The following is a 23,801-nucleotide window of genomic DNA, read 5'->3' on the forward strand; positions in this document are numbered from 1 at the left end:
AGCGAAGGAGCGCAGCGACTGAGCGCCGGGAGTGAAGAACGAGACCAAGGGGGCCCCGAACCCGCGCCGCCGCAGGCGGCGCCAAAAACACAGCAACCTCCCAGGTTGGCTGGAGCCCGCCCCCAGCCCACCCCCCGACTCTGGTCCGTATGACCGAGACCGTGACCGTCGCCGGACCGGCGGAACTAGTCGACGGCCCATCGGCGCCTCCTGTGCTCGATGTCGTCGTCCCCGTATACAACGAAGAAACCGACCTCGGCGTCTGCGTGCGCCGGTTGCACGAGTATCTGGCCGGCGGATTCCCTTTCCCCGCCCGGATCACCATCGCCGATAACGCCAGCACCGATGCCACCTTGGCCGTGGCCGAACTGCTCGCCGCCGAACTGGACGACGTCCGCGTCGTACATCTCGACGCGAAAGGCCGCGGCCGGGCGCTGCGGACGGTGTGGCAGCATTCCGACGCCCAGGTCGTCGCCTATATGGACGTCGATCTGTCGACCGACCTCAACGCCCTGCTCCCGCTGGTCGCGCCGCTCGTCTCCGGTCATTCCGATCTGGCCATCGGTACCCGGCTGGGTGCCGGGTCGCGGGTAGTGCGCGGACCCAAACGTGAATTCATCTCCCGTTGCTACAACCTGTTGTTGAAGGCGTCGCTGCGGGCCCGTTTCTCCGACGCCCAGTGCGGTTTCAAAGCCATGCGCACCGATGTGGCCCGGCGGCTGCTGCCGCTGGTCGAGGACGGCGAATGGTTCTTCGATACCGAACTGCTGGTGATCGCCGAGCGCGCCGGTCTGCGAATCCACGAAGTACCGGTGGACTGGATCGACGATCCCGACAGCCGGGTCGATATCGTCGATACCGCGCGTAAGGATCTGCGGGGTATCTGGCGGCTGGGCCGGGCCCTGGGTACCGGATCGCTACCGCTGGCCGAACTGCGCCGCGCTGTAGGGCGGGAACCGCTGCTTCCCGGGGTGCCACTCGGGATGGTGGGGCAGTTGATCCGGTTCGCCCTGGTCGGGGTCGGTTCCACCCTCGCGTATGTGCTGCTCTACCTGCTGATACAGCCGATGACCGGAGCGCAGGTCGCGAACTTCGCCGCCCTGCTGATCACCGCCGTCGCCAATACCGCCGCCAACCGCGCGTTCACCTTCGGGGTGCGCGGTCGGGCCGGGATGGTGTCGGATCAGTTCCAGGGTCTGCTGATCTTCGGTTTCGGCCTGCTGGTCACCAGCGGTTCGTTGTTCGCCCTGCATCATTGGGCGCCCGGCGCGCCTGTTCAGCTGGAGCTGTTCGTACTGGTCGCGGCGAACCTGATCGCCACTCTGATGCGGTTCATCGGATTGCGCTGGGTGTTCCGCGAGACCGCCCGGCCCGCATTGCTCACCGAGGCGGGTGCACGATGACGATCACCGCCGCTGTTCCCGGTGCCGCGAAAACCGCGGCCACCGCGCACGTTTCCGGGCCGGGCCGCGCCAACCGCTGGGAGTTTCCGGCGCTGGCGGTTCTGCTGCTCGCCACCGGGCTCGCTTACCTGTACAACCTCAGCGCGAGCGGCTGGGCGAACTCCTTCTATTCGGCCGCGATACAGGCGGGTTCGGTGTCGTGGAAGGCGTTCTTCTTCGGCTCCTCCGATGCCGCGAACTCGATCACCGTGGACAAACCGCCGGCTTCGCTGTGGGTTATGGAGCTGTCGGTCCGCCTGTTCGGTTTGAACAGCTGGAGCATGCTCGTCCCGCAGGTGCTGCTGGGTCTGGCCACGGTGGCGCTGCTCTGGGCGACCGTCCGGCGTTCGTTCGGCCCCGCCGCGGGTTTGATCGCGGGTCTGGTCGTCGCGGTGACACCCGTTTTCGCGCTCATGTTCCGATTCAACAATCCCGACGCATTGCTGGTTTTCCTGATGGTCGCCGCGGTGTGGGCGATGACGCGCGCTGTCGACGACGGACGCTGGCGCTGGCTGGTGCTCACCGGAACGTGCATCGGTTTCGGCTTCCTCGCCAAACAGCTGCAGGTGATGCTGGTGGTGCCGGTGCTCGCGCTGGTGTACCTGTTCGCCGGACCACCGAAGCTCGGTAAACGGATAGCTCAGCTGTTCGCCGCGGGCGCGGCCATGGTGGTGGCGGCCGGCTGGTGGTTACTGGCCGTGGAGCTGTGGCCGGCCGATTCGCGACCGTATATCGGCGGCTCCCAGAACAATTCGATTATCGAACTGACTCTCGGTTACAACGGGCTCGGCCGGTTGAACGGCAACGAGGCCGGCAGCGTCGGCCCGGGCGGCGAACTGCCGCCGGGTGGTAACGGGATGTGGGGACAGACCGGGATCACCCGGATGTTCGATCAGATGCAGGGCGGGCAGATCGCCTGGTTGATCCCCGCGGCACTGGTCGCGCTGGTCGCCGGGCTGCTGCTGCGCGGCCGGGCCGCGCGTACCGACGCCGCCAGGGCCCAGATTCTGCTGTGGGGCGGCTGGTTGCTGGTCACCGGGCTGGTGTTCAGCTATATGGCAGGTATTTTCCATCAGTACTACACGGTGGCGCTGGCGCCCGCGATCGCCGCGCTCACCGGGATCGGCGGGGTACTGTTCTGGCGCAACAGGTCCCGCTGGTGGGTGCGGGTATCGGCCGCGGTGGCAGTCGGACCGACCACGGCCACCGCATGGATGTTGCTGTCGCGCAGTGCGGACTTCGTACCCTGGCTGCGCTGGATGATTCTGGTGGGCGGTATCGTCGCGACCCTCGCACTCCTGCTTCCGCTCCCCCGCCGCGCCGCGGTGGCGGCGGCACTGCTCGCCGGAGTGGTCGGACTTGCCGGTCCGGTCGCGTACACGGTGGACACGCTGAATTCGGCGCATGCCGGGTCGATTCCGAGCGCCGGCCCGAATACCGGAATGTTCGGCGGTATGCGTCCGCCCGGTATGCGCGGCGGGGACGGCGGGCCGGGTATGCCCGGCGGTGCTCCGAACGGAACGAACGGTATGGGCGGGATGCCGCCCGCCGGGATCGCTCAGGGCCCCGGTGGCTCAACCGGTGCCGGCGGCCGCGCGGACGGCGGTATGGGCCGCCCCGGCGGCGGACCCGGTGGTGGCGTGATGAGCGCCAGCGCCCCGGGCGACGCCCTGGTCGCGTTGCTTGAGGAGAACGCCGACGCCTACACCTGGGCGGGCGCGACCGTATCCGCCAACAGCGCGGCCGGATACCAGCTGGCCACCGAATTGCCGGTGATGCCGATCGGCGGTTTCAACGGCAGTGATCCGTCGCCCACGCTGGAGCAGTTCCAGCAGTATGTCGATTCCGGGCAGATCCACTACTTCCTCGGCGGTAGCGGCGGCGGGCCCGGCGGCCGCTCGGGCACCGGCTCGGAGATCACACAGTGGGTGCAGGAGCATTTCACCGCGACCGAAGTCGACGACGTCACCGTCTACGACCTCACCACACCGAAGTAGAAACACCGGCACCAACACCGAAGGCTCGGCCCCCTCCAGGTCCGAGCCTTCGGCCGTAGCCCCCACCTCCGAAACCGCCACCCCACCGGGCGGGGCCCGCCCGGTTCTGGAGCGACAGAGCGAAGGAGCGCAGCGACTGAGCGACAGAGCGAAGGAGCGCAGCGACTGAGCGCCGGAGTGAAGAACCGGGTTAACAGGGCCCCGCCCTCGAGCCGCGGAGCGGCTCCAAAATTACAGCCCGCCCCTTCACGGAAGGTCTACACCGAGAGCATCACGAATGGTCTACGCCGAGAGCGGGGTCAATAGGCCCGACCCCGCAACTCCGGAGGCGCCAAAGACTCAACCGGCGAAGACCTCGGTGAGATCACCGTAGAGCCGCTGCTCGGTGAACTTGTTGTCCGCGTCCACCGTCGCGTAGACCGCGCCCGGGATATCCACCTCCTTGCCGCTCTTCAACCAGTAGTGAATGCGGATCTCGAAAACGACCTCGGTGATGCCGTTCGTCGCCGGATGCGGTTCGATCCAGTGCACAACCTTGTGTTCGATCTTGGTGGTCTGGTCGAGTACATACTGGATCGAGGCGGTCGCCGCGTCCCGGCCGGTCACCGGTTCCGCGTTGGCGAAGGTCAGCTTCACATCCTCGGTCATCAACGCGGCCGCATCGGCGAGCTTGCCGGAGTCGATCAGCTCGTAGTAGTTCTCCACCAGTTTCCGGACCACCGTCATCAACTACTCCTTGTGAGATACCCAGGTAGGGAGGGCTTTTCGTAATGGGTGCCAAGGGTAGTCCAAGTTCGCGGCGGGTGTGCCCGAGAAGCGGAACTCGGTGTTCACCTCGGTTGCCGCAACCTCATTCGCAGGCTTGTCCCTCGGGCCGGCCCGCACGCTTCAGACCGGTTCTAGCCGGATACGGACTCTCCGGAAACGGCTCCGAGCAGGGGTTCGGCGGCGTCGATCGCCGCGGCCTCGTGGTCCAGCAGCACATCTCCGCCCTGCGTAGAGACGATCGGGGTGTAGGGGTCGGGTTCGAACGGTTCCCCGAGCAGTTCCCGGATCACCGCCAGACCGCAGAACGGCACATAATGTGGGCTGTACCCACCCTCCTGGACGAAGGCGATACGCCCGTCGCACAGATCGGCCGCGATATCGAGCATCCGCCGGGTGAGCCGGGCGAAACCGGCGCTGGTGACCATCTGCCGGGCCAGGGGATCCATCATGCTCGCGTCGAAACCCGATGCCACCAGGATCAGGTCCGGGCGGAATTCGCGCAGCGCGGGAATGACCAGCTGGTCCATCACCTGCAGATAGGCCGCGTCACCGCTGCCGGGTGGCAGGGGGATATTGATCGAATATCCCTCGCCCGCTCCGGTTCCCCGCTCCTCGCGGTAGCCCGAGCCCGGCGGGAAACAGAGATGCTGGTGGATCGAGATCGTCAGCACCGTCGGATCGCTGTACCAGATGTCCTGTGTGCCGTTGCCGTGGTGCACATCCCAATCCACTACCGCGACCCGCTCGAGGCCGAGGACATCTTTCGCGTAGGCGGCCGCGATCGACACATTGTTGAATACGCAGAATCCCATGCCTGTGGCCCGGGTCGCGTGATGACCCGGCGGGTTGACCAGGGCGTAGCCGTTGTCGACCCGGCCGGCGACCACCTGGTCGACGAGCTGGATCGCACCCCCGGCGGACAGCGCCGCGATCTCGTAACCGCCGCGCCCGAACGGCGAGGTGCCGTCACCGGCATCGCCGCCCTTCGGTTGCCGGCTTTCTTCCATGATCCTGGCCAGATGCTGGGGTGTGTGCACCCGCAGGATGTCCTCCTCGGTAGCCGCGACCGCCCGGATGGTGTGCAGCCGGTCCAAGAGCCCGGAAACAGCAATGAGTTCGTGGAAACGCCGTTTGGTGTCGGGGTGGGCGAGGTGGTGGCCTATGGGCTGGAGTCCGGTGGTCGCGTCGGAGGGGAAGAGGCTCCCCGAACCGGTGTCCGCCCATCCGTAGCGGGTGTTCCACACGTATCCGGTTGTCATGGTCGAGCTCCTAGATCTCGGCGGCCGCGGGGCGGGCACCGTAAAGCAAACAGTGCGCAATCGAATCGACCGCGCCTGCCAATCTGGCCATACACAGCACCGGCCCGCAACCGGAACAAGATCGGGTCGGCGGAGTCGGCGCGCTGATCGAATGCGGGCAACATCGGTATCGCATTGCCTCGGAGCCGGTTCCGGATCCTCCTCGGCCAGAAGAGTCGAGCGACGGCCGGCCGGAAATTCGCACCGTAGCGTCGCCTCGTGGCCGAACCGCGCTGCCTGGAGACCTATCGCCGCGCTCACAGCCCGGTCGCGCCCCCGGAAACGCTCCGGAACGCGCAGCGCGCCACGTGGGACGAAGGCCGCTACCTCACCACTGCCCGTCCTGGACCGGCTTACCGTCCAGGGGAACTATGGGCAGCGGGGTGTCGATAGCGGTATCGGGCCCGTCATCGGGGATCCAGTGGCCGGTGGGACGGACGGCGGAGAGTTCGTCGGCAGGTGGGAGATCGTCGGCGTCCGTGTCGTAGTAATCGAACCACGGGAGTCCGTGCATGGCATAGGTCTTGGCTGTCACCGGGGTCGGTGGGGCCGGCTCACCGGTGATCTGCTGCCATTCGGCGGCCGAGGCGAGGTGGACGAATACCCGGCCGTCCGGTTCCGGCCGGTAGTCCCCGATGGGCCGCGAATCGGCGTAGACCTCCTGGCGCATGGTTCCCCCGGCGCCGAGTCCCATCGCACGGCCGCCGGGTGAGCGCGGCGCCGCGCCGGGGGCCGGTGGAGCCCCGGAGGCCGGCAGCGCTCCCGGGGCGGGCGGCGCCCCGGACAGTCCCCCGTAGCCGGCTACCGCGACCGTCTCCGCGCCGGCGCCGAGCCATTCCGGTGTTATCCGCTGGGCCTGCCAGGCCGTGCGTGCCGCTTCGGTGAGCCCGTGCACCGCCAGTTGCACCCCACCCCATTGCTCGGTACCGGTGACCTGCCCTTCCACCGTCGCACCGAGCCCCAGTGGCATGGCGACGAACTGGCGGACGGTGCCCTTCCCGGAGTTGATACCGTCCAGCCACGGCTGTTGCGGCAGCGGCACATAGTTCTGTGGTTTCCGGACCAGAGTGGTGGTCCACGATTCCCCGGATACCGCGCACACTTTCCCGACCCCGACTTTCAACGCGGCGGGTTCCAGCGCCGAGAATTTCAACCACATCGCCTCGCGCTGGTAGACCGGCAGCATCACGCCCCCGCGGCGCCGCCATTCTTCCGGGACGGTATCCGGATAGTCGGCCACCCGGCGTAGCGGGAACTGGCCGAGGCCGGGTGGCAGCGGATAGGTGCCGTTCTCGGGCAGCCGCAGGGTCCGGATGAAACTCACCAGGACACCGCCGGGAAGTTCCAGCGAATCACCTGCCAGCCGTACGTCTGTCGGCACGATTCCCACCTATCTCGATCGTTTCCGCGGCGGGGCAGGGTTCGACCCATCGGCTTGATCCCGCGATCCCCCCGGGGGCGTGCCTATATCGAGCTGCCGCGCCAGAGTCATCGTGCACCGGCGACCGGGCTCCGCGCAACAGCTCCGGTCACCGGGGCGCGGAAGCGCGCCGCGGTGCCCGCGCGGCCCGGTATCGGATGAGCGGGTCGCTCGTTGCGGTACGGGCGGACCATCGGCGAGGCACCATCGGCTCCTCGCGGCAACGGAATTCGATGTGGTTCACCGACCGATCACGGTGCGACCGAGGCGCGCATGACCTTCACCGCCATCCAGACTCCTGACCCCCTTCACCACACCGGCGCTCGACACCGGCCGGACCACCGGAAAGCTGCCGGGCCGCAAACGCCGGCCGTGCGCGCGTGCGAAAACGTAGCCAGTGGATCGCGATGGGTCCGGTCACGGCCGCCGCTTTAACCGCCTGGGCATTGGCGGGTGCGGGTTCCCATTCCATGGTGCCGAGATGACCCAGGGCTGTTCGTTGTTCCGGCGACTTCTGGAAATGGGGGTGGATTTCGAGCCCCTGGGGCGCGGACCCGCTACTGGCCGTAACGGGCTGCACGTGTTGCCACCAGGGCTGATCGGCATGCGGGGTCGCATCGGGCGGCTCCGGAGACATCGTTGCGCACCAGCTCGATTTTCAAATACCTGTTGTATGTGCCGTTATCTAGCGGTACGGTAATCAATGTATCGATAAGCGCTCCCGACAGCGCTACCGCCCCAGAGGCACAAGGGGCGCGACGAGTGAGGACTCCACCGATGAACCGAAACCCTGAACAGCGCACCCGCCGTATCGCCGCCCGTATCGCCGCGATCGCGGTCATCGCCCTCGCACCCCTGGCCGTCACCACCGGGACCGCTCTCGCCGATCCGGTCAGCGCGACCCCGGTCAGCGATTCCCACGATTCCCACGATTCCGGCGGCTCCGGCAACGGCGACAGCCACGGCTTCGGCGATAACAAGCTCGGCGACAGCAAGCCCGGCGACTACGGCGTCGGCGATAACGGCTACGGCTGGGACGATAACGGCAACTACGGGTATCGCGACCACAACCAGCAGAATTACGACGGCTGGAACGATCAGTTCAACAGCGGCCACCGGGATCGCGATTCACACGCCGGGTACAGCGACAACCGCGGCCACGATTACGACGCGCCGGCCAACCACACCCCCGGGCACAACGGCGGCAACCAGACCTGGAACATGCCCAACCCCTACATCCCGCCGGCCCCGCCCGCCCTGCTGCCGGCGATCCCCGCGCTGCACCTGCCGTCACTGCTGCCCCATCTGCCCCTGCCGATGGCCGCCCTTCCGGGCCTGCCGGGTACCGGCAGCGCGTTCTGAAGCGGTGATTTATGTACCGCTATCGAGCGGTACATAAATTGGTGACTCGCCGGTCACGGAAGTAGGGGCCGGACGCGACCGAAGGAAGTGCCCGGCCGGTACCGGAGCCCGCGCATTCAGCCCGACCGGGCTCGCTACCGCCGCGACGGAGCCTTATCACTCGCAGCGGGCCGGCGGACGGCCGTATCGAACGCGGTGAACACCGCCGCGACCAGGATCATGATCGCCGAAACCAGCAGCGCGACATCCAGTCCGTGATGGAACGCGACCTTTCCGGTTTCGATCACCTCGTTCAACTTCCCCAGATACGGGAAATAGGGGGTGATATTCATACCCGGTGGGATACCGCCACGTTCGACAGCCTCCACCGCGCCGGGTTGTAGTTCGGGCGGTAGACCCAGTTCGGACATCCGCTGCCGCAGATCCGCGGTGAGCAACGAGTTCACCAGCGCCCCGAGTACCGCCACCCCGAACGCCGCGCCGACCTGGCGCATCGTATTGGTCACCGCGCCGGCCATACCGGAATGCTCACTCGGTACCCCGGACATCACGGCCGAGGTCAACGGCACCACCGCGATCCCGAATCCGGCACCCGCCACCGCCATCGCACAAGCCAGCGGAAGATCCTGTATCGGCCCTTCGAGAGCGAGGCGGGTCAGCAGGATCCCGCCCGCACCGACCGCACAACCGGCGATCATGGGAATCCGCGCACCGTGGCGCGCGACCCAGTAACCCGCGAGCAGCGATCCGATAATTATCGTGGCGGCCATCGGCGCGAAAACCGTGGCCGTACGCGCACCCGAATACGAGTGCATCACCTGCAGATACAGGGCGGTGAAGAAGAAGATCGAGAAGATGCCGAAGTAGACGGCGAACGCCACCACCAGCGCGCTGCGCACCGTCGGCAGACGCAGATACCGGAAGTCGAGGATAGGCGCACGCGCCCGGCGTTCCACGGCGACGAAGCCGATGAGGGCGATTCCCCCGACGACGAACAGTGCGATCACCGAAGGAGCGGCGTAACCCACTTCCTCACCACTGGTCGCGGCGTAGATCACCGCCCCGAGGAAACCGGCGCCGAGCAGGGCTCCGGACCAGTCGATCGGTTCGTCGCGCGGGTCGGCGCTTTCCGGGACCGACCACAGCGCCGCCACGAGTGCCACCGCACCGATCACCAGGTTGAACCAGAAGATCGACCGCCACCCGTACGCGTGCACCAGCACGCCGCCCAGTACCGGCCCGGCCGCCAGCGCCAGCCCGGAGGACGCGGCCCATACCCCGAGCGCCTTCGCGCGCGCCTTCTCCTCCGGGAAGATATGCCGCAGCACCGAAAGGGTTCCCGGCTCCGAAGCGGCCGCACCCACCCCCATGATCATGCGGCCGGCGATGAGCGCCGGCACACTGGCCGCCAGCGCCGACACCACCGACCCCGCGCAGAAGATCACCAATCCGGCGATCATGACCCGTTTGCGACCCCAGCGGTCACCGAGCGATCCGCCCGCCAGCATGAGGCACGCGAACACCAAGGTGTAGCCGTTGACAACCCACTGCAGGGAGGTCACATCGGTTTTCAGATCACTCCGGATATCACCGAGCGCGACACTGACGACCGTGGTGTCCAGGAAGGTTACGAACACTACGGCGGTGACCGCGGCCAGCGCCACGCCCGGGCGTTTCGTCGTGCCCGGCAAGTTTTCCCTCGACCCCACCGGCACAGGCTACCCGCCGCGATCACCGGGCACCCACCGATACTCGGCGCCGGGTCACTCGACCGGCGGTGCCGTATGAGCGTCGGCGCGGAAACGAGAAGTATCAGCTGTTCCAGTCGGCCCAGATGGGAGCCGGGCCGATGAAGAACACGCCGTAGTCTTCCAAGACGCCAGTGTGCTCGTCGTCGTGGCGAGCGTCCGCCGCGCCGACTCCGGTGAAGTAGCCTTCCAACTTGCCCGGGGTGTTCCCGATGAGGACCTCCGCGGTTTCGGTGATCGTCTGGAAGGTGTGCGGGACGTTGCGCGGCCCGAAGACGAAGGCCCCGGGTTCGGCTTCCTGCACCGCACAGGTCTCGAGGGTGGAACCGCCGAGCCAGAAACGCACCCGTCCCGACACCACCGTCCAGAATTCGTCCTCGCGGGTGTGGAAATGCAGCGGCGGAGCGGACTCCTTGTTGATGGTCATCCGCATCATGGTCAGCTGACCTGCGGTGTCCTGCTCGGTGAGTGATTGCTCGAAACGACTGTTGTAGTAACCGTAGGTCGGTTGCGTCCACGGATTGCGCACGCCACCGCGACCGATCGCGGTCATGTTCAGTCCTCTTTCCTGTTGCCACACCGGCACTTTCGCTGAATCCCGTCGACTGTAGCCGGGACCTGCGAAACCGGCAGGCGAACGTGCGCGAACGGCCGGGAGCCGGATTCGGAAAGTTCCCGAGCCGGGCTGTTGCCGCACTGCTGGGCCGGGCGGCACAACTTCACCGTGTCCGACGCCGCGTGCCGGGCGACGCTATGGTCTGGGGATGAGTTCCCCGCACTGGACGGCCGACGCCATGCCCGCGCTCGACGGCCGCACCGTCGTGGTGACGGGCGCCAACAGCGGCGTCGGATTCGGTACCGCCGCCGCTTTCGCCCGGGCCGGAGCGCACGTGGTACTCGCCGTCCGCAACCCCGACCGCGGCGCCGAGGCCGCCCGCCGTATCGGTGGAAGCAACGAGATTCGCCGGCTCGATCTCGCCGACTCCGCGTCCATCCGCGACTTCGCCGAATCCTGGTCGGGCGATATCTCGATTCTGGTGAACAACGCGGGTGTCGCGATGGTGCCCGAATCCCGGACGCGGGACGGTTTCGAAATGCAGTTCGGCACTAACCATCTCGGCCATTTCGCGCTGACCAACCGGCTGCTGCCACATATCACCGACCGCGTGGTGACCCTCGCCTCCGGCGCACATCGCGTGGGCCGTATCGATTTCGACGACCTCGACCTCCACAAGAGCGGCTACCACCCGATCAAGGCCTACGGCCGGTCCAAACTCGCGAACCTGCTGTTCACTCTGGAGCTCGAGCGCCGGCTCCGGCAGGCCGGATCGGATATTCGCTCGACGGCCGCGCATCCGGGATATGCCGCCACCGAACTCGGCACCGCGGGCCGGAACAAGTACCTGGTGGGCCTGGTCCATCTGGCGGGCCGATACCTGGCCCAGCCCCCGGAAAAGGCAGCGCTGCCGACCTTGTTCGCCGCGACACAGGACCTGCCCGGCGCGAGCTACGTCGGTCCGGACGGCCGCAACGAACTGCACGGCTACCCGACTCTCGTCGGCCGGTCCGCGCGCGCCAGCGATGTCGAAACGGCACGCCGGCTCTGGGATGTGTCCGAAGAGCTCACCGGTGTCCGGTTCGGCCTGTCCTGAACCGGGAGCATGCGGCGGTTCGATCCGCCGACGACCGCACAGCGCGGACACCCCGCGGCCGCCACTCGCGGTACACCTCGCTGTATCAGGTATTTTCGTTACCGTACTGATATACCCATCGAGCGCGGCTGTCGCGTACCGACCGAGTCACCTCGTGCGCAGCTGAGGGGATGATGATCGAACTCGGGCCCGGCGTAGTGTTCGCCGGATACACAATCGAACGCCGGCTGGGCGCAGGCGGCTGGGGAACCGTCTACCTGGCCCGCGACCCGCGGCTGCCCCGGTCGGTCGCCCTGAAACTGCTGGACCCGGCGAGAGCGAGCGAAGAAGCCCGGCTCCGGTTCGAGCGGGAGGCCGACCTCACGGCGGGCCTCGAACATCCCAATATCGTCACCATCTACGACCGCGGCGTCGACGGCGAGACTCCGTGGATCGCCATGCAATACGTCCCCGGAACAGATGCTTCGGTACTGCGGAATATCGAACCGATGCATGCCCTGCGGATCGGCAGCCGGGTCGCCGACGCCCTGGACTACGCCCACGGCGCGGGTGTCCTGCACCGTGACGTGAAACCGTCCAATATCCTGATCGCCGACGCCGAACCGGGCCGGCCGGAACAGATACTGCTGAGCGATTTCGGGATCGCCCGGCTTCGTGATTCGGCGAGCCGGCTGACCGAAACCGGTTCTGTCACCGGCACAGCGGCCTACGTATCCCCCGAACAGATCTCCGGCGGCCCGGTCGATCACCGTTCCGACCAGTATTCACTGGCCTGCAGCCTGTTCGTACTGCTGACCGGGCGGCCGCCGTTTCCGGTCACCGATTCGCTCGCGCTCATGCACGCCCACGTGTACACACCGCCCGTGCTGCCGGGCGATATCGATCCGGATCTGGCCGCACTCGACGCGGTTTTCGGCAGAGCTCTGGCCAAACAACCCGACGACCGTTTCGGTACCTGCGCCGAATTCACCGCCGCGGCCCATGACGCGCTGGCGACCTCCACACCGACCAGAACAGCGTCCACACCGACACCGCCCGCGCCGTCCAGGCCCGCACAGCCCGTCCACCGGTCCGCGCGCCGGACCCCCGTGCTGGTGGCGGCAGCCGCGGCGCTGATAGCGGTGGTCGCCGTGGCCGGCTGGGCTGTCGCCGCCCTCGAACCGTTCTCGACCGCGGAGACCACGGACGAACCCACGCCCGCCGCGGGCGCCGCGTTCGGGTGGGACGCGCGCCACGCCCCCGCGGCCCATGCTTTCCCCGGGCTCGTCGGCGAGAAGAATGCCAACAACGGCTGGAACGGCGCGACCTGCACCGAAAACGATCCCGGAACACTGGAGAACATCGCCTACCGGGACAGCGCCCGTATCTCGTGCACGGTCCCGATGAACGGCGACGCCGATAAGCTGACCTTCGATATCCACGACCGGACCGGCACCCCGACCGAAGGACTCGGGGTAGACGGACTGATCACCGAACTGTTCGACGGTTGCGAGCCGCGGACTCAGGGGATACAGCATCCGGGCGGAGCGACCCTCCCCGTGGCCACCTGCGAGGGGGTGGACTATTCACGCGAGATCGACACCTCCGACCACCGGATCTACGTGTGGACGTTCTTCCCGGACAAACCCCGTTCGCAGTACCTCATCGTCGCGCGCTGGCCCGGTCATACGGTGAACGATCTCATCGAGGACTGGTGGAAAAAGATACCGATCGGCGGCTGAGCTTTTCGGATCATCCCGGGTGATCGCGTCCGGGACGGCCTATGGCCGGGCGGCCAGAGCCTCGTGCAGGGTGACCGACCACTGGTGGACGATCTGTTTGCGGCGGGCCGAATCGTCGGTGAGGACATCGGCCAGACCGAGGCCGCGGGCCAGGTCGAGGGTCGCTTGGACCAGGTGGTGGGTGACCGGATCGGAATCGTCGACGCCGAGGGCCCGGACGGCGCGGCGGTGGGCGCCGCGGCCGAACCGGGCCTCCAGGGGGACTATTCGTTCGCGGAGGGCGGGGTCGGCGGCGGCATGGGTCCACACCTGGAGGGCCGCTTTGAACAGGGGGCTGGTGTAGGACTCGACCAGGCCGGCGACCACCGCTTCGGTGCGGGCGAGGCCGGATTCGGTGACCGCTGCCGTCATCGCCTGGTCGGTGCGGGTGTCGAACATGAAGGTGAGGGCGGCGGTGATCAGGTCTTCCCGGGTCGGGAAATGATGTTGGGCGGCACCGCGCGACACTCCGGCCCGTTCGGCGACCACGGATACAGTTGCCGCTGCCCAGCCCTTTTCGGCCAGACAGTCGATGGTCGCCTCGAGGAGGCGCTGCCGGGTGGCCCGGCTGCGGTCCTGTTTGGGTTCGTGCGGTGTCGCCATAAGTGTCTATTCTGCCGAGCGTGTTTCCGTGGAGCGTCCGGGTGAGGCGGCAGGCTCGGCCCACCGGGGAGGACGGCGTTGCAGGAAGGCCGTCATCCCTTCGATCACCTCGGGGGTGCCGAAGAAACGGCCGGAGCGTTCGGCCAATTCGTCGGCGCTGCGGTCGAATTCGGCCAGCAGGGCGGCCGTTGTGAGGCGTTTGCTCTCGGCCAGGCCCTGGGGTGAACCCTGCCGGAGTTCGGTCAGCAGATCGGCTGTTGCCGCCGCGGGATCGTCCGCGGCGACGGTGATCAGGCCGATACGTTCGGCGGTATCGGCGTCGAACTTCTCACCGGTCAGGAAGTAGCGGCCGGCGGCGCGGCCCGTCAGCTTGGGTAGCAGGGTCAGCGAGATGACGAACGGGGCCAGGCCGAGCCGTGCCTCGGTGAGGGCGAAACTACTGGTGCGGCCCGCGACAGCGATATCGCAGGCCGCGAGCAGACCCATACCGCCGGCCCGGACATTGCCCTCGACCCGCGCGACCACCGGTTTCGGCAGTTCCAGGATGGTGCGCAGTACCCGGACCATCCACTGGGTGCGGATATCGGCGGCGGCGGCCGGGTCGGCGTCGACAGCTTCCTTCAGGTCGGCGCCGGCGCAGAAGGTGTTGCCGGTATGCGTGAGCACGACACCGCGCACCGCGGGGTCGGCGGCGGCCCGATCGAACCCCTCCAATAGCTGGGTCACCAGCGCGGACGAGATGGCGTTGCGGTTGTGCGGGGAGTCGAGGGTGAGGGTGGCGAACCCGTCCTCGACGGCATAACCCACCACGCGGTCGGCGGTATCTGCTCCGGTCACGGCAACCTGCCTTTGCGTTCGCTCAGTAGGACTTCGGCAGACCCAGCGAATGCTGGGCGACGAAGTTGAGGATCATTTCCCGGCTCACCGGGGCGACCCGCGCGATACGGGCGGCCCCGAGCATGGCACTCAGGCCGTATTCCGCGGTGAGGCCCGAACCGCCGTGGGTCTGGATGGCCTGGTCGAGGGATTTGATACTGGCTTCGGCGGCCGCGTATTTCGCCATATTGGCGGCCTCGGCGGCGCCCATCTCGTCTCCCGCGTCGTACAGGGTGGCGGCTTTGAGCATCATCAGCCGGGCGAGCTCGAGCTCGATCTTGACCTGCGCCAGCGGATGCGAAATACCTTGGTGCGCACCGATCGGGGACTTCCATACCGTGCGTTCCTTGGCGTATTCGACGGCCCGGTCCAGGGCGTAGCGTCCGATCCCGACGGCCATCGCGGCGCCCATGATGCGTTCCGGGTTGAGGCCCGCGAACAGCTGCATGAGCGCGGCGTCCTCCGTACCGACCAGCGCGGTGGAGGGGAGCCGGACATCGTCGAGGAACAGCGTGAACTGGTGATCCGGTTCGATGATGTCCATTTCCTGCGGGGTCTTCTCGAACCCGGGCGCATCGGTGGGGACGATGAACAGGGCGGGCTTGAGTTTCCCGGTCTTATGGTCTTCGGTGCGGGCCACGATCAGCACGGCCTCGGCCTGGTCCACACCGGAGATGAAGATCTTGCGGCCGGTGAGCAGCCAATCGTCACCGTCGCGACGGGCGGTGGTGGTGATCTGGTGCGAATTGGACCCGGCATCGGGTTCGGTGATCCCGAAAACCATTTTGGCCGAGCCGTCGGCCAGCTTCGGTAGCCATTCGGACTTCTGCGCGTCGGTGCCGTACTTGGTGATGATGGTTCCGCAGATCGCGGGCGACACCACCATGAGCAGCAACCCGGCGCCTTCGGCGGACAGTTCCTCCATCACCAGTGCCAGCTCGTACATTCCGGCGCCGCCGCCACCGTATTCCTCCGGCAGATTCACCCCGAGGAAACCGAGCCCGCCCGCTTCGTCCCATAGTTCGTCCAGCGGCCGGCCGGCGCGGGCCTTCGGCAGCACGTAATCGCGGTAGCTGTATTTGGCGGCCAGCGCGGCGACCGCGGCACGCAACTCTTTGCGTTCGTCGGATTCGATGAAGCTCATTGCTACTCCTGGTTCTCGGTGCTACTCATGGCCTTCAGCGGCGGCGGGATCCACCACGGCGAGCACGGTGCCGACATCGACCTGCCGGCCGACCTCGACATTCACGGCGCTGAGCACGCCGTCGGCCGGCGCGGTGATGGTGTGCTCCATCTTCATGGCCTCCAGCCACAGAATCGGCTGCCCGGCGGTGACGGTGCTGCCGACTTCGGCGCCCAGGCGGATCACACTGCCCGGCATGGGAGCCAGCAGCGAACCGGTGACGATCTGGTCGGCGGGATCGGTGAACCTGGGCAGCCGCCGCACGGCTACCGGACCGAGCGCGGAATCCACACAGACGAGATCGCTGTAACGGGCGATGGCGAACGAGCGCCGCACCGGGCCTTTCGATCCTTGCCCGCCGGGAACCGCCAGCACCACTTCTTCCGGTGTAGCCGTGATCAATTCGAGCTCCGCGAAACCCTCCACCTCCACACCGGAACGGGTGAATCGGTAGTCGATCTCGTGGATACCGGTCGTCCGGCTCTCATAGGACTTGCGCTGCGACTGCGCGGGCAGGTTGCGCCAGCCACTGGGCGACCCGGCGACCACTGTGGCCCGCGCGCGGTTGGCGGCGGCCTCGGCGAGCGCGGCAGCGACGATGGACAGCTTTTCGTCGTCCGGGCTCACCAGTGGCGCGGCCAGCGTGTCCAGGCCGTGGGTGGCGAAGAAGGCGGTATCGGTATCGCCGGCCAGGAACGCCCGGTGGCGCAGAACCCGGACCAGCAGGTCGCGGTTGGTGACCAGGCCGTGGATCCGGCCCCGTTGCAAGGCTCCGGCCAGCAGCCGGGCCGCTTCGTCGCGGGTGCGTCCGTAGGAGATGACCTTCGCGAGCATGGGGTCGTAGTGGACGCCGACCACCGATCCGCCGGTAACGCCCGAGTCGAGCCGGACGCCGGGCCGGGTGAGCAGATCGAATTCGGTCGATACCGAGGGGATTTCGATACGGTGCACGGTTCCGCTCTGCGGCTGCCATTCCTGTGCGGGGTCCTCGGCATAGAGCCGGACCTCGATCGAATGGCCGCGCATCGCGGGAGGTTCGGGATCGAGCCGCCCGCCCTGGGCGATCTCGAGCTGGAGCTGCACCAGATCGATTCCGGTGGTGCATTCGGTGACCGGATGCTCCACCTGCAGGCGGGTGTTCATCTCCAGAAAGAAGAACTCGCCGGTCTCGTCCGCGAGGAATTCGACGGTACCGGCTCCGGTGTAGCCGATAGCGGCGGCCGCCTGCCGGGCCGCGGTGAACAGCCGGTCCCGCATACCACCGCTACGCGGCATATCCGGCGCCACGCCACTGCCGGAAGCGTTACGGCCAGGCCCGGAGTCCGTGGCGTCGATCCGCTCGACCAGGGGTGAGGGCGCCTCCTCGACAACCTTTTGATGCCGGCGCTGGATCGAGCATTCCCGTTCGCCGACCGCCCAGATCGTTCCGTGGATATCGGCCATGACCTGGACTTCGATATGGCGGCCGGTTTCGAGATAACGCTCGCAGAACACGGTCGGATCACCGAACGCCGATTCGGCTTCCCGCCGGGCGCCGGCGAGCTGCTCGGGGAGTTCGGACAGGGTCCGCACCACCCGCATCCCGCGACCGCCACCACCGGCCGACGCCTTGATCAGGACCGGCAACTGATCTTCGGTCACCTCGTCCGGATCCAGTTCGGCCAATACCGGCACACCGGCGGCGTCCATCATCTTCTTGGCCGCGACCTTGGAACCCATCTCCTCGATGGCGGTGACCGGCGGCCCGACCCAGACCAGCCCCGCGGCCTCGACCGCCCGCGCGAATTCGGCGTTCTCGGAGAGGAAACCGTAACCGGGATGAACGGCGTCGGCGCCCGCGGCAAGAGCCGCGTCGATGATCAGATCGGCGCGCAGGTAGGTATCGGCCGGGCTGTTACCGGGCAGCCGGACTCCAGCGTCGGCCTCGGCCACATGCGGTGCATCCGCGTCGGCGTCGGAGTACACGGCGACGGTGCCGAGCCCCATCCGACGGCAGGTCGCGAATACCCGGCGGGCGACCTCACCGCGGTTGGCCACCAGAACATTGGTGATGAGCTGTGTATCTGACACGACCGGCCTCACATTCGGAAGACGCCGAAGCCCTCGGCGCCCTGGACAGGAGCGGTGTGGATGGCCGACAGGGCCATACCTAGCACCGTTCGGGTGTCGCGGGGATCGATGACACCGTCGTCGTAGAGGCGCCCGGACATGAACATCGCCAGCGATTCGGCCTCGATCTGCGCTTCCACCGCGGCCCGCATCCCGGCGTCCGCTTCCTCGTCGAACGCCTGCCCGCGCGCTTCGGCGGCGGCCCGGCCGACGATCGAGACGACCCCGGCCAGTTGCGCCCCGCCCATCACCGCGGATTTCGCGCTCGGCCAGGCGAATACGAAACGCGGATCGTAGGCGCGACCGCACATCCCGTAATGCCCGGCGCCGTAGGAGGAGCCCATGAGCAGCGAGATATGCGGCACCTTCGAATTGGATACCGCGTTGATCATCTGGGCACCGTGTTTGATGATGCCCTTCTGCTCGTATTCCTTGCCGACCATATAGCCGGTGGTGTTGTGCAGGAACAGCAGCGGTGTATTCGTCTTGTTGGCAAGCTGGATGAACTGCGTGGCCTTCTGCGATTCCTCGGAGAACAGCACGCCCCGGGCGTTGGCGAGAATCCCGACCGGATACCCGTGCAGTTCGGCCCAGCCGGTGACCAGACTGGAACCGTAGAGCGGTTTGAATTCGTCGAAATCGGAATCGTCGACGATACGGGCGATCACCTCACGCGGATCGAACGGGATCTTCAGATCCGGTGGAACGATCCCCAGCAATTCTTCCGGGTCGTAGTGCGGTTCGAGCACGGCCGGACGCGGCGCCGGACCCTGTTTCTTCCAGTTGAGCCGTTTGACGATACGGCGGCCGATCCGGATCGCGTCCTGTTCGTCGAGCGCGAAGTAATCGGCCAGGCCCGATACCCGGGCGTGCATATCCGCGCCACCCAGGGATTCGTCGTCGGATTCCTCGCCGGTGGCCATTTTCACCAGCGGCGGCCCGCCCAGGAAGACCTTGGAACGTTCCTTGATCATCACCACGTGGTCGGACATCCCCGGGATATAGGCGCCACCTGCGGTGGAATTACCGAAAACCAGTGCGATGGTGGGGATACCGGCCGCGGAGGCCTGGGTGAGGTCGCGGAACATCCGGCCGCCCGGAACGAAGACCTCTTTCTGGGTGGGCAGGTCGGCCCCGCCGGATTCCACCAGCGAGATCACCGGCAGCCGGTTCTCCCGGATTATGTCGTTGACCCGCAAGGTTTTCCGCAGTGTCCAGGGATTGGAAGTGCCGCCGCGCACGGTCGGGTCGGGTGCGACGATCATGCATTCCACACCCTCGACGACGCCGATACCGGCGACGGTGCTCGCCCCCACCTGGAATTCACTACCCCAGGCCGCGAGCGGGCACAGTTCGAGGAACGGTGAATCCTCGTCGATGAGCAGTTCGATCCGCTCCCGGGCGGTCAGCTTGCCGCGTTTACGGTGCCGGGCCAGCTTGTCCGGACCGCCGCCGGCGATCACTTTCTCGAATTCCGCTTCGATCTCACCCAGTTTGGCGGTCATTGCCTCCGCCGCCGCGGTGTATTCACCGGTGCCGGTATCGAGGGTGCTGCGCAGTGTGGTCATGCCTGATACCCCAATCGTTTCGCGGCCAGTCCGGTGAGGATTTCGGTGGTTCCGCCGCCGATCCCGAGGATCCGCATATCGCGGTACTGGCGCTCGACCTCGGATTCCCGCATGTATCCCAGGCCGCCGAACAATTGGACAGCCTGATTCGCCACCCATTCTCCGGCTTCGACCGCGGTGTTCTTGGCGAAACAGACTTCGGCGATCAGATCGGTTTCCCCGGCGGCCGCGCGAGACGCCACATCCCGGGTGTACACGCGGGCGACGTCGACGCGGCGGGCCATATCGGTGACCGTGTTCTGCACGGCCTGCCGGCTGATCAGCGGGCGGCCGAAGGTCTCCCGATTACGCACCCAGTCCAGTGTCAGGTCCAGGCAGCGCTGGGCGCTCGAGTACGCCTGGACGGCCAAGCCCACCCGCTCGCTGACGAAAGCGGCCGCGATCTGCAGGAATCCCGAATTCTCCGGACCCACCAGATTCGTCACCGGTACCCGCACATCCTGATACGACAGTTCCGCGGTATCGGAAGCGCGCCAGCCCATCTTGTCCAGTTTCCGGCTGACCGTGAATCCGGGGGTGTCCTTCTCCACCACCAGCAGCGATACACCGGATGATCCGGGGCCACCGGTGCGGACCGCGGTGACCACGAAATCGGCGCGGCAACCGGAGGTGATGTAGGTTTTGGCGCCGTTGACGATGTAGTGGTCGCCGTCGCGGCGGGCCGTCGTGGTCAGATGGCCGACATCGGAGCCGCCGCCGGGTTCGGTGATGGCCAGCGAACCGATCTTCTCCCCGGCCAGCGTGGGTTTCGCCCAGCGCGCGATCTGCTCGGCGTCACCGGCGGCGATGATATGCGGAACCGCGATACCGCAGGTGAACAGGGAGGCGAAGAGCCCGCCCGAAACTCCCGCGTAGTGCAGCTCCTCGCAGAGGATCGCGCCGTCGATCCCGTCGCCGCCGGATCCGCCCGCGGATTCCGGAAACTGGATACCCAGCAGGCCCAGCTCACCGGCCTTCTTGTGCAACTCCCGCGGAATCTCGCCGTCGCGCTCCCACTCGTCGAGGTAGGGCAGGATCTCGCGTTCGGCGAAAACCCGTACGGTGGCGCGCAATTCGCGGCGCTCCGGGGTATTCCAGACAGTGCTCACGGCAACAGCTCCAACGGTATGTCGAGATGGCGGGACCGCAGCCATTCGCCGAGTCCCTTGGCCTGCGGATCGAACCGGGCCTGATAGGCCACGCCTTCGCCGAGCAGACCGGAGATCAGAAAGTTGAGCGCGCGCAGATTCGGCAATACATGCCGGGTGATTTCCAGCGACGCGGTTTCGGGCAGCAGTTCGCGCAACCGGTCGACGGTGAGCGTATGCACCAGCCAGCGCCACTGCGCATCGGATCTGACCCACACACCGATATTGGCGTCACCGCCCTTGTCGCCGCTACGGGCCAGGGCGATCGTGCCGAGCGGGACACGTTTCGTGGGCGCGGCCGGAAGCGGTTCGGGGAGTTCGGGTTCGGCGACCTCGGCAAGCTTCTGGCTTTCCGACGGCGCGCCCACCAGAACCCGGCAGCCGGCCGGGCGGACGGACGTATGCGAAACCTCAGCGGCGTCGACGAAACCCGGGCGGTAGACCCCGTAGGGCGAACCGTTACCGGGGGGCGCGGTGAAACTGCAGCCCGGATAGCTGGCCAATGCGAGTTCCACGGCGACGCTGGAGAAGGCGCGGCCCACCTTGTTCGGGTCGGGGTCGCGGACCACGCAGCGCAGCAGGGCACTCGCCCGCTCCTCGGTATCGGCGTCGGGGCGGTCCAGGCGGGCCAGCGTCCATTCGAGTTCGGCGGGTCGCTCGGGCAGCCAGGATTCCAGCTGCCGCTGGGCCAGCGCGGCTTTCGCCTCGATATCGAGTCCGGTGAGGATGAACTCCATCTCGTTACGGAAACCGCCCAGGGTGTTCAGCGAAACCTTCAACTGCGGCGGTGGCGGCTCACCCCGGACACCGCTGATCAGCACCCGATCCGCCCCGTCGGCCGCCAGTTCCACGGTGTCCAGGCGGGCGGTGACGTCCGGTCCGGCGTAGCGCGCGCCCTGGATCTCGTACATGAGCTGCGCCGCCACCGTGTCCAGGGTGACCGCGCCGCCGGATCCGGCATGTTTGGTGATAACGCTGCTACCGTCCGCGCGGACCTCGGCGATCGGGAATCCGGGCCGGCCGAGATCGGCGAGTTCGGTGAAGAACGCGAAATTACCGCCCGTGGCCTGGGTGCCGCATTCGATCACGTGCCCGGCGACCACGGCACCGGCGAGCCTGTCGTAATCCCTACGATCCCAGCCGAAATGGGCGGCCGCCGGGCCGACCACCACGGAAGCGTCGGTGACCCGGCCGGTGACCACGACATCGGCACCCGCCTCCAGGCAGTCGACGATGCCCCAGGCACCCAGGTAGGCGTTGGCGGTCAGTGGCGATCCGAGCCCGAGCTCGGCCGCGCGGCCGGTGAGGTCGTCGCCCTCGACATGTCCGACGCGCACCTCCAGCCCGAGCCGCTCGGCCAGTTCCCGCACCTTCCGCGCGAGGGCGGCCGGGTTCACACCGCCGGCGTTGGTGACGATCTGGACGTTACGTTCCAGGGCGAGTCCGAGGCATTCCTCGAGCTGGCGCAGGAAGGTCTTCGCGTAGCCGAGGCCGGAATCCTTCATCCGGTCGCGGCCCAGGATCAGCATGGTCAGTTCGGCGAGATAGTCCCCGGTGAGCACATCGAGTTGCCCGCCCTCGAGCATCTCGCGCATGGCGCTGAACCGGTCGCCGTAGAACCCCGAACAATTACCGATCCGGATCACGTCCGGATCGGCGGCCAGACCACTCATCAGCGGTTACGCCTCCTACTGGGCACCGGGCGGGGACAGAGATGACGCCCGTGGCTGTCCACGTACCGCTCAAGCATCACAGCCCCTCCGGAAAAAAGCAAGCACGCGTGCTTGTTAATCCGGATCGGGAGATATCGGGCACAAATCAGCCGCCGAAGTGTCGGTTCTCAGTTGATCTGGCGCGATTCTCATTCATGTGGCGCGGCGTTGGCGCGGCTTCTCATTCGGGTGGCGCATGATGCGTCGGTGCTGGGAGAAATTGCGCAGTTGAGCTGTGCCGACGAGTTCGAGGCAGTGTTCGTGACCAGGGCGGGGTTGGAGCGCCGGGTGCCATGGGGGTGGTTACCGGAGGTGGTCGAGGAGTTGGAGCGGCCGGTGCGGTCATTTCCGTCGTATCGGGGGCAGCGGAACTATCCCGGCTGGTACTGGGCGTGCACGCTGGGCCGTTTGATCGGGTTCGAGTCGTGGGTGGAGCGCGATCACCTGGTTGCGCTGGATTTCGATGCGTCGGTGGTCGGGATCGTGTCGCAGCCGTTCTGGCTGGTGTGGACACCGGAGCGGGGTAAACCGCGCCGTCATGCCCCGGATCTACTGGTGCGTTCGGCCGACGGGACGGTGGCGGTGATGGACTCAAGGCCGCTGCACCTGGTCCGGGAACGTGACCGCGCGCAACCGCCATGCACATGGCGCCCGGCACGCCGCCGGGGCTGCTGGTGCTGCCCGAAGCGGTCACCATCACCGAAGTGCTCTGCGACCTCGAATGGCGCCGGCACATCGCCATGGCCCACAGCAACGTCGACCTGCTCCAGTTCTACGAACTCATCGCCCGCCGGCTCGGGCAATCCCGGGAATTCGGCCGCCGGCTCGCCTGGTCCTACCACGTCGACCCGATCAAAGGCTGGGTCATCGACCAGCGCAAACGCCACCGGCCCACCAGGCACGAGTACTGGCGCCGCGTCCACAGCCACCGCCCCTACAACCCGCACTACCAGACCGCCATCCTGCCAGCAATCCACCACTTCAAATGAGAATTGATGACGTGGCCAGGGCGACAGCCTGCGCATCACCGCCCCGCGAACAACGGATGGATGTCGGTCTGTCCAGATAACGGAGCCGGTTCGCGCACGGCCGGAGCACTATAGCTGCAGGTCAGAG

The 23,801-nt window shown here is 67.1% G+C and carries 18 protein-coding genes and 1 pseudogene; 7 read left to right on the plus strand and 12 right to left on the minus strand.

Annotated elements, in window-relative coordinates; all coding sequences use genetic code 11:
• The first annotated feature begins 149 nt into the window (after window positions 1-149).
• Window positions 150-1,403, plus strand: a complete 1,254-nt coding sequence (locus ABZ827_RS24210) for a bifunctional glycosyltransferase family 2/GtrA family protein (RefSeq protein ID WP_357240751.1) — start codon at window positions 150-152, stop codon at window positions 1,401-1,403.
• Entirely contained in the window at window positions 1,400-3,439 is a 2,040-nt protein-coding gene (locus ABZ827_RS24215; RefSeq protein WP_357240754.1) for a glycosyltransferase family 39 protein, read from the plus strand. Before ABZ827_RS24210 ends, ABZ827_RS24215 begins: the two co-directional genes overlap by 4 nt.
• A 339-nt stretch (window positions 3,440-3,778) precedes the next feature.
• Here ABZ827_RS24215 and ABZ827_RS24220 read toward each other — a convergent pair whose 3' ends face one another.
• The 3 genes from ABZ827_RS24220 to ABZ827_RS24230 all read right to left on the minus strand — a co-directional run bounded on the left by ABZ827_RS24220 (window position 3,779) and on the right by ABZ827_RS24230 (window position 6,886).
• Window positions 3,779-4,165: a nuclear transport factor 2 family protein gene (locus tag ABZ827_RS24220; RefSeq protein ID WP_357240757.1), complete on the minus strand. Its 387-nt coding sequence runs from the start codon at window positions 4,163-4,165 to the stop codon at window positions 3,779-3,781.
• A gap of 173 nt (window positions 4,166-4,338) precedes the next feature.
• Window positions 4,339-5,466: a class II histone deacetylase gene (locus ABZ827_RS24225; protein WP_357240760.1), complete on the minus strand. Its 1,128-nt coding sequence runs from the start codon at window positions 5,464-5,466 to the stop codon at window positions 4,339-4,341.
• Between the two features lie 367 nt (window positions 5,467-5,833).
• Window positions 5,834-6,886 (minus strand): hypothetical protein, encoded by a 1,053-nt coding sequence (locus ABZ827_RS24230; protein WP_357240763.1) that lies wholly within the window; start codon window positions 6,884-6,886, stop codon window positions 5,834-5,836.
• 816 nt (window positions 6,887-7,702) lie between these two features.
• On the opposite strand from ABZ827_RS24230, the gene ABZ827_RS24235 reads away from it, so the two are divergent.
• Entirely contained in the window at window positions 7,703-8,287 is a 585-nt protein-coding gene (locus ABZ827_RS24235; RefSeq protein WP_357240766.1) for a hypothetical protein, read from the plus strand.
• Window positions 8,288-8,421: 134 nt separating this feature from the next.
• Here the strand turns inward: ABZ827_RS24235 and ABZ827_RS24240 are convergent, their stop codons facing one another.
• Window positions 8,422-9,996, minus strand: a complete 1,575-nt coding sequence (locus tag ABZ827_RS24240; protein WP_357240769.1) for an MFS transporter — start codon at window positions 9,994-9,996, stop codon at window positions 8,422-8,424.
• Window positions 9,997-10,099: 103 nt separating this feature from the next.
• The gene (locus ABZ827_RS24245) at window positions 10,100-10,588 is read right to left on the minus strand and encodes a cupin domain-containing protein (protein WP_357240772.1); all 489 of its coding nucleotides are present in this window, start codon (window positions 10,586-10,588) and stop codon (window positions 10,100-10,102) included.
• A 211-nt stretch (window positions 10,589-10,799) separates the two neighbouring features.
• Between ABZ827_RS24245 and ABZ827_RS24250 the strand changes: the two genes are divergently transcribed.
• Complete coding sequence (locus tag ABZ827_RS24250; RefSeq protein WP_357240775.1) at window positions 10,800-11,687, plus strand: oxidoreductase; 888 nt, start codon at window positions 10,800-10,802, stop codon at window positions 11,685-11,687.
• Window positions 11,688-11,857: 170 nt separating this feature from the next.
• Window positions 11,858-13,408, plus strand: a complete 1,551-nt coding sequence (locus ABZ827_RS24255) for a serine/threonine-protein kinase (protein WP_357240778.1) — start codon at window positions 11,858-11,860, stop codon at window positions 13,406-13,408.
• A 39-nt stretch (window positions 13,409-13,447) separates the two neighbouring features.
• Here ABZ827_RS24255 and ABZ827_RS24260 read toward each other — a convergent pair whose 3' ends face one another.
• From ABZ827_RS24260 to ABZ827_RS24290, 7 genes are read right to left on the minus strand one after another with little or no spacing between them, the layout of a single operon-like run.
• On the minus strand, window positions 13,448-14,050 hold the full coding sequence (locus ABZ827_RS24260; RefSeq protein WP_357240781.1) for a TetR/AcrR family transcriptional regulator: 603 nt from the start codon (window positions 14,048-14,050) through the stop codon (window positions 13,448-13,450).
• 6 nt (window positions 14,051-14,056) lie between these two features.
• Entirely contained in the window at window positions 14,057-14,887 is an 831-nt protein-coding gene (locus tag ABZ827_RS24265; RefSeq protein ID WP_357240785.1) for an enoyl-CoA hydratase family protein, read from the minus strand.
• A 22-nt stretch (window positions 14,888-14,909) separates the two neighbouring features.
• Window positions 14,910-16,070, minus strand: a complete 1,161-nt coding sequence (locus ABZ827_RS24270; RefSeq protein WP_357240788.1) for an acyl-CoA dehydrogenase family protein — start codon at window positions 16,068-16,070, stop codon at window positions 14,910-14,912.
• Between the two features lie 21 nt (window positions 16,071-16,091).
• Complete coding sequence (locus tag ABZ827_RS24275; protein WP_357240791.1) at window positions 16,092-18,179, minus strand: biotin carboxylase N-terminal domain-containing protein; 2,088 nt, start codon at window positions 18,177-18,179, stop codon at window positions 16,092-16,094.
• A gap of 8 nt (window positions 18,180-18,187) precedes the next feature.
• A complete protein-coding gene (locus ABZ827_RS24280) occupies window positions 18,188-19,786 on the minus strand; it encodes an acyl-CoA carboxylase subunit beta (protein WP_357240794.1) in 1,599 nt (532 codons plus the stop codon).
• Window positions 19,783-20,934: an acyl-CoA dehydrogenase family protein gene (locus tag ABZ827_RS24285; RefSeq protein ID WP_357240797.1), complete on the minus strand. Its 1,152-nt coding sequence runs from the start codon at window positions 20,932-20,934 to the stop codon at window positions 19,783-19,785. The genes ABZ827_RS24280 and ABZ827_RS24285 overlap by 4 nt, the downstream gene beginning before the upstream one ends.
• The gene (locus ABZ827_RS24290) at window positions 20,931-22,646 is read right to left on the minus strand and encodes an acyclic terpene utilization AtuA family protein (protein WP_357240800.1); all 1,716 of its coding nucleotides are present in this window, start codon (window positions 22,644-22,646) and stop codon (window positions 20,931-20,933) included. The genes ABZ827_RS24285 and ABZ827_RS24290 overlap by 4 nt, the downstream gene beginning before the upstream one ends.
• Before the next feature lie 375 nt (window positions 22,647-23,021).
• On the opposite strand from ABZ827_RS24290, the pseudogene ABZ827_RS24295 reads away from it, so the two are divergent.
• Window positions 23,022-23,294, plus strand: a pseudogene (locus ABZ827_RS24295) (TnsA-like heteromeric transposase endonuclease subunit); the annotation flags it as partial.
• 29 nt (window positions 23,295-23,323) lie between these two features.
• Complete coding sequence (locus ABZ827_RS24300; protein WP_357241138.1) at window positions 23,324-23,674, plus strand: hypothetical protein; 351 nt, start codon at window positions 23,324-23,326, stop codon at window positions 23,672-23,674.
• The last annotated feature ends 127 nt before the right edge of the window (window positions 23,675-23,801 follow it).

The sequence above is a fragment of the Nocardia sp. NPDC019395 genome (assembly GCF_040632335.1).
In the GTDB taxonomy this organism is placed as follows: Bacteria; Actinomycetota; Actinomycetes; order Mycobacteriales; family Mycobacteriaceae; genus Nocardia.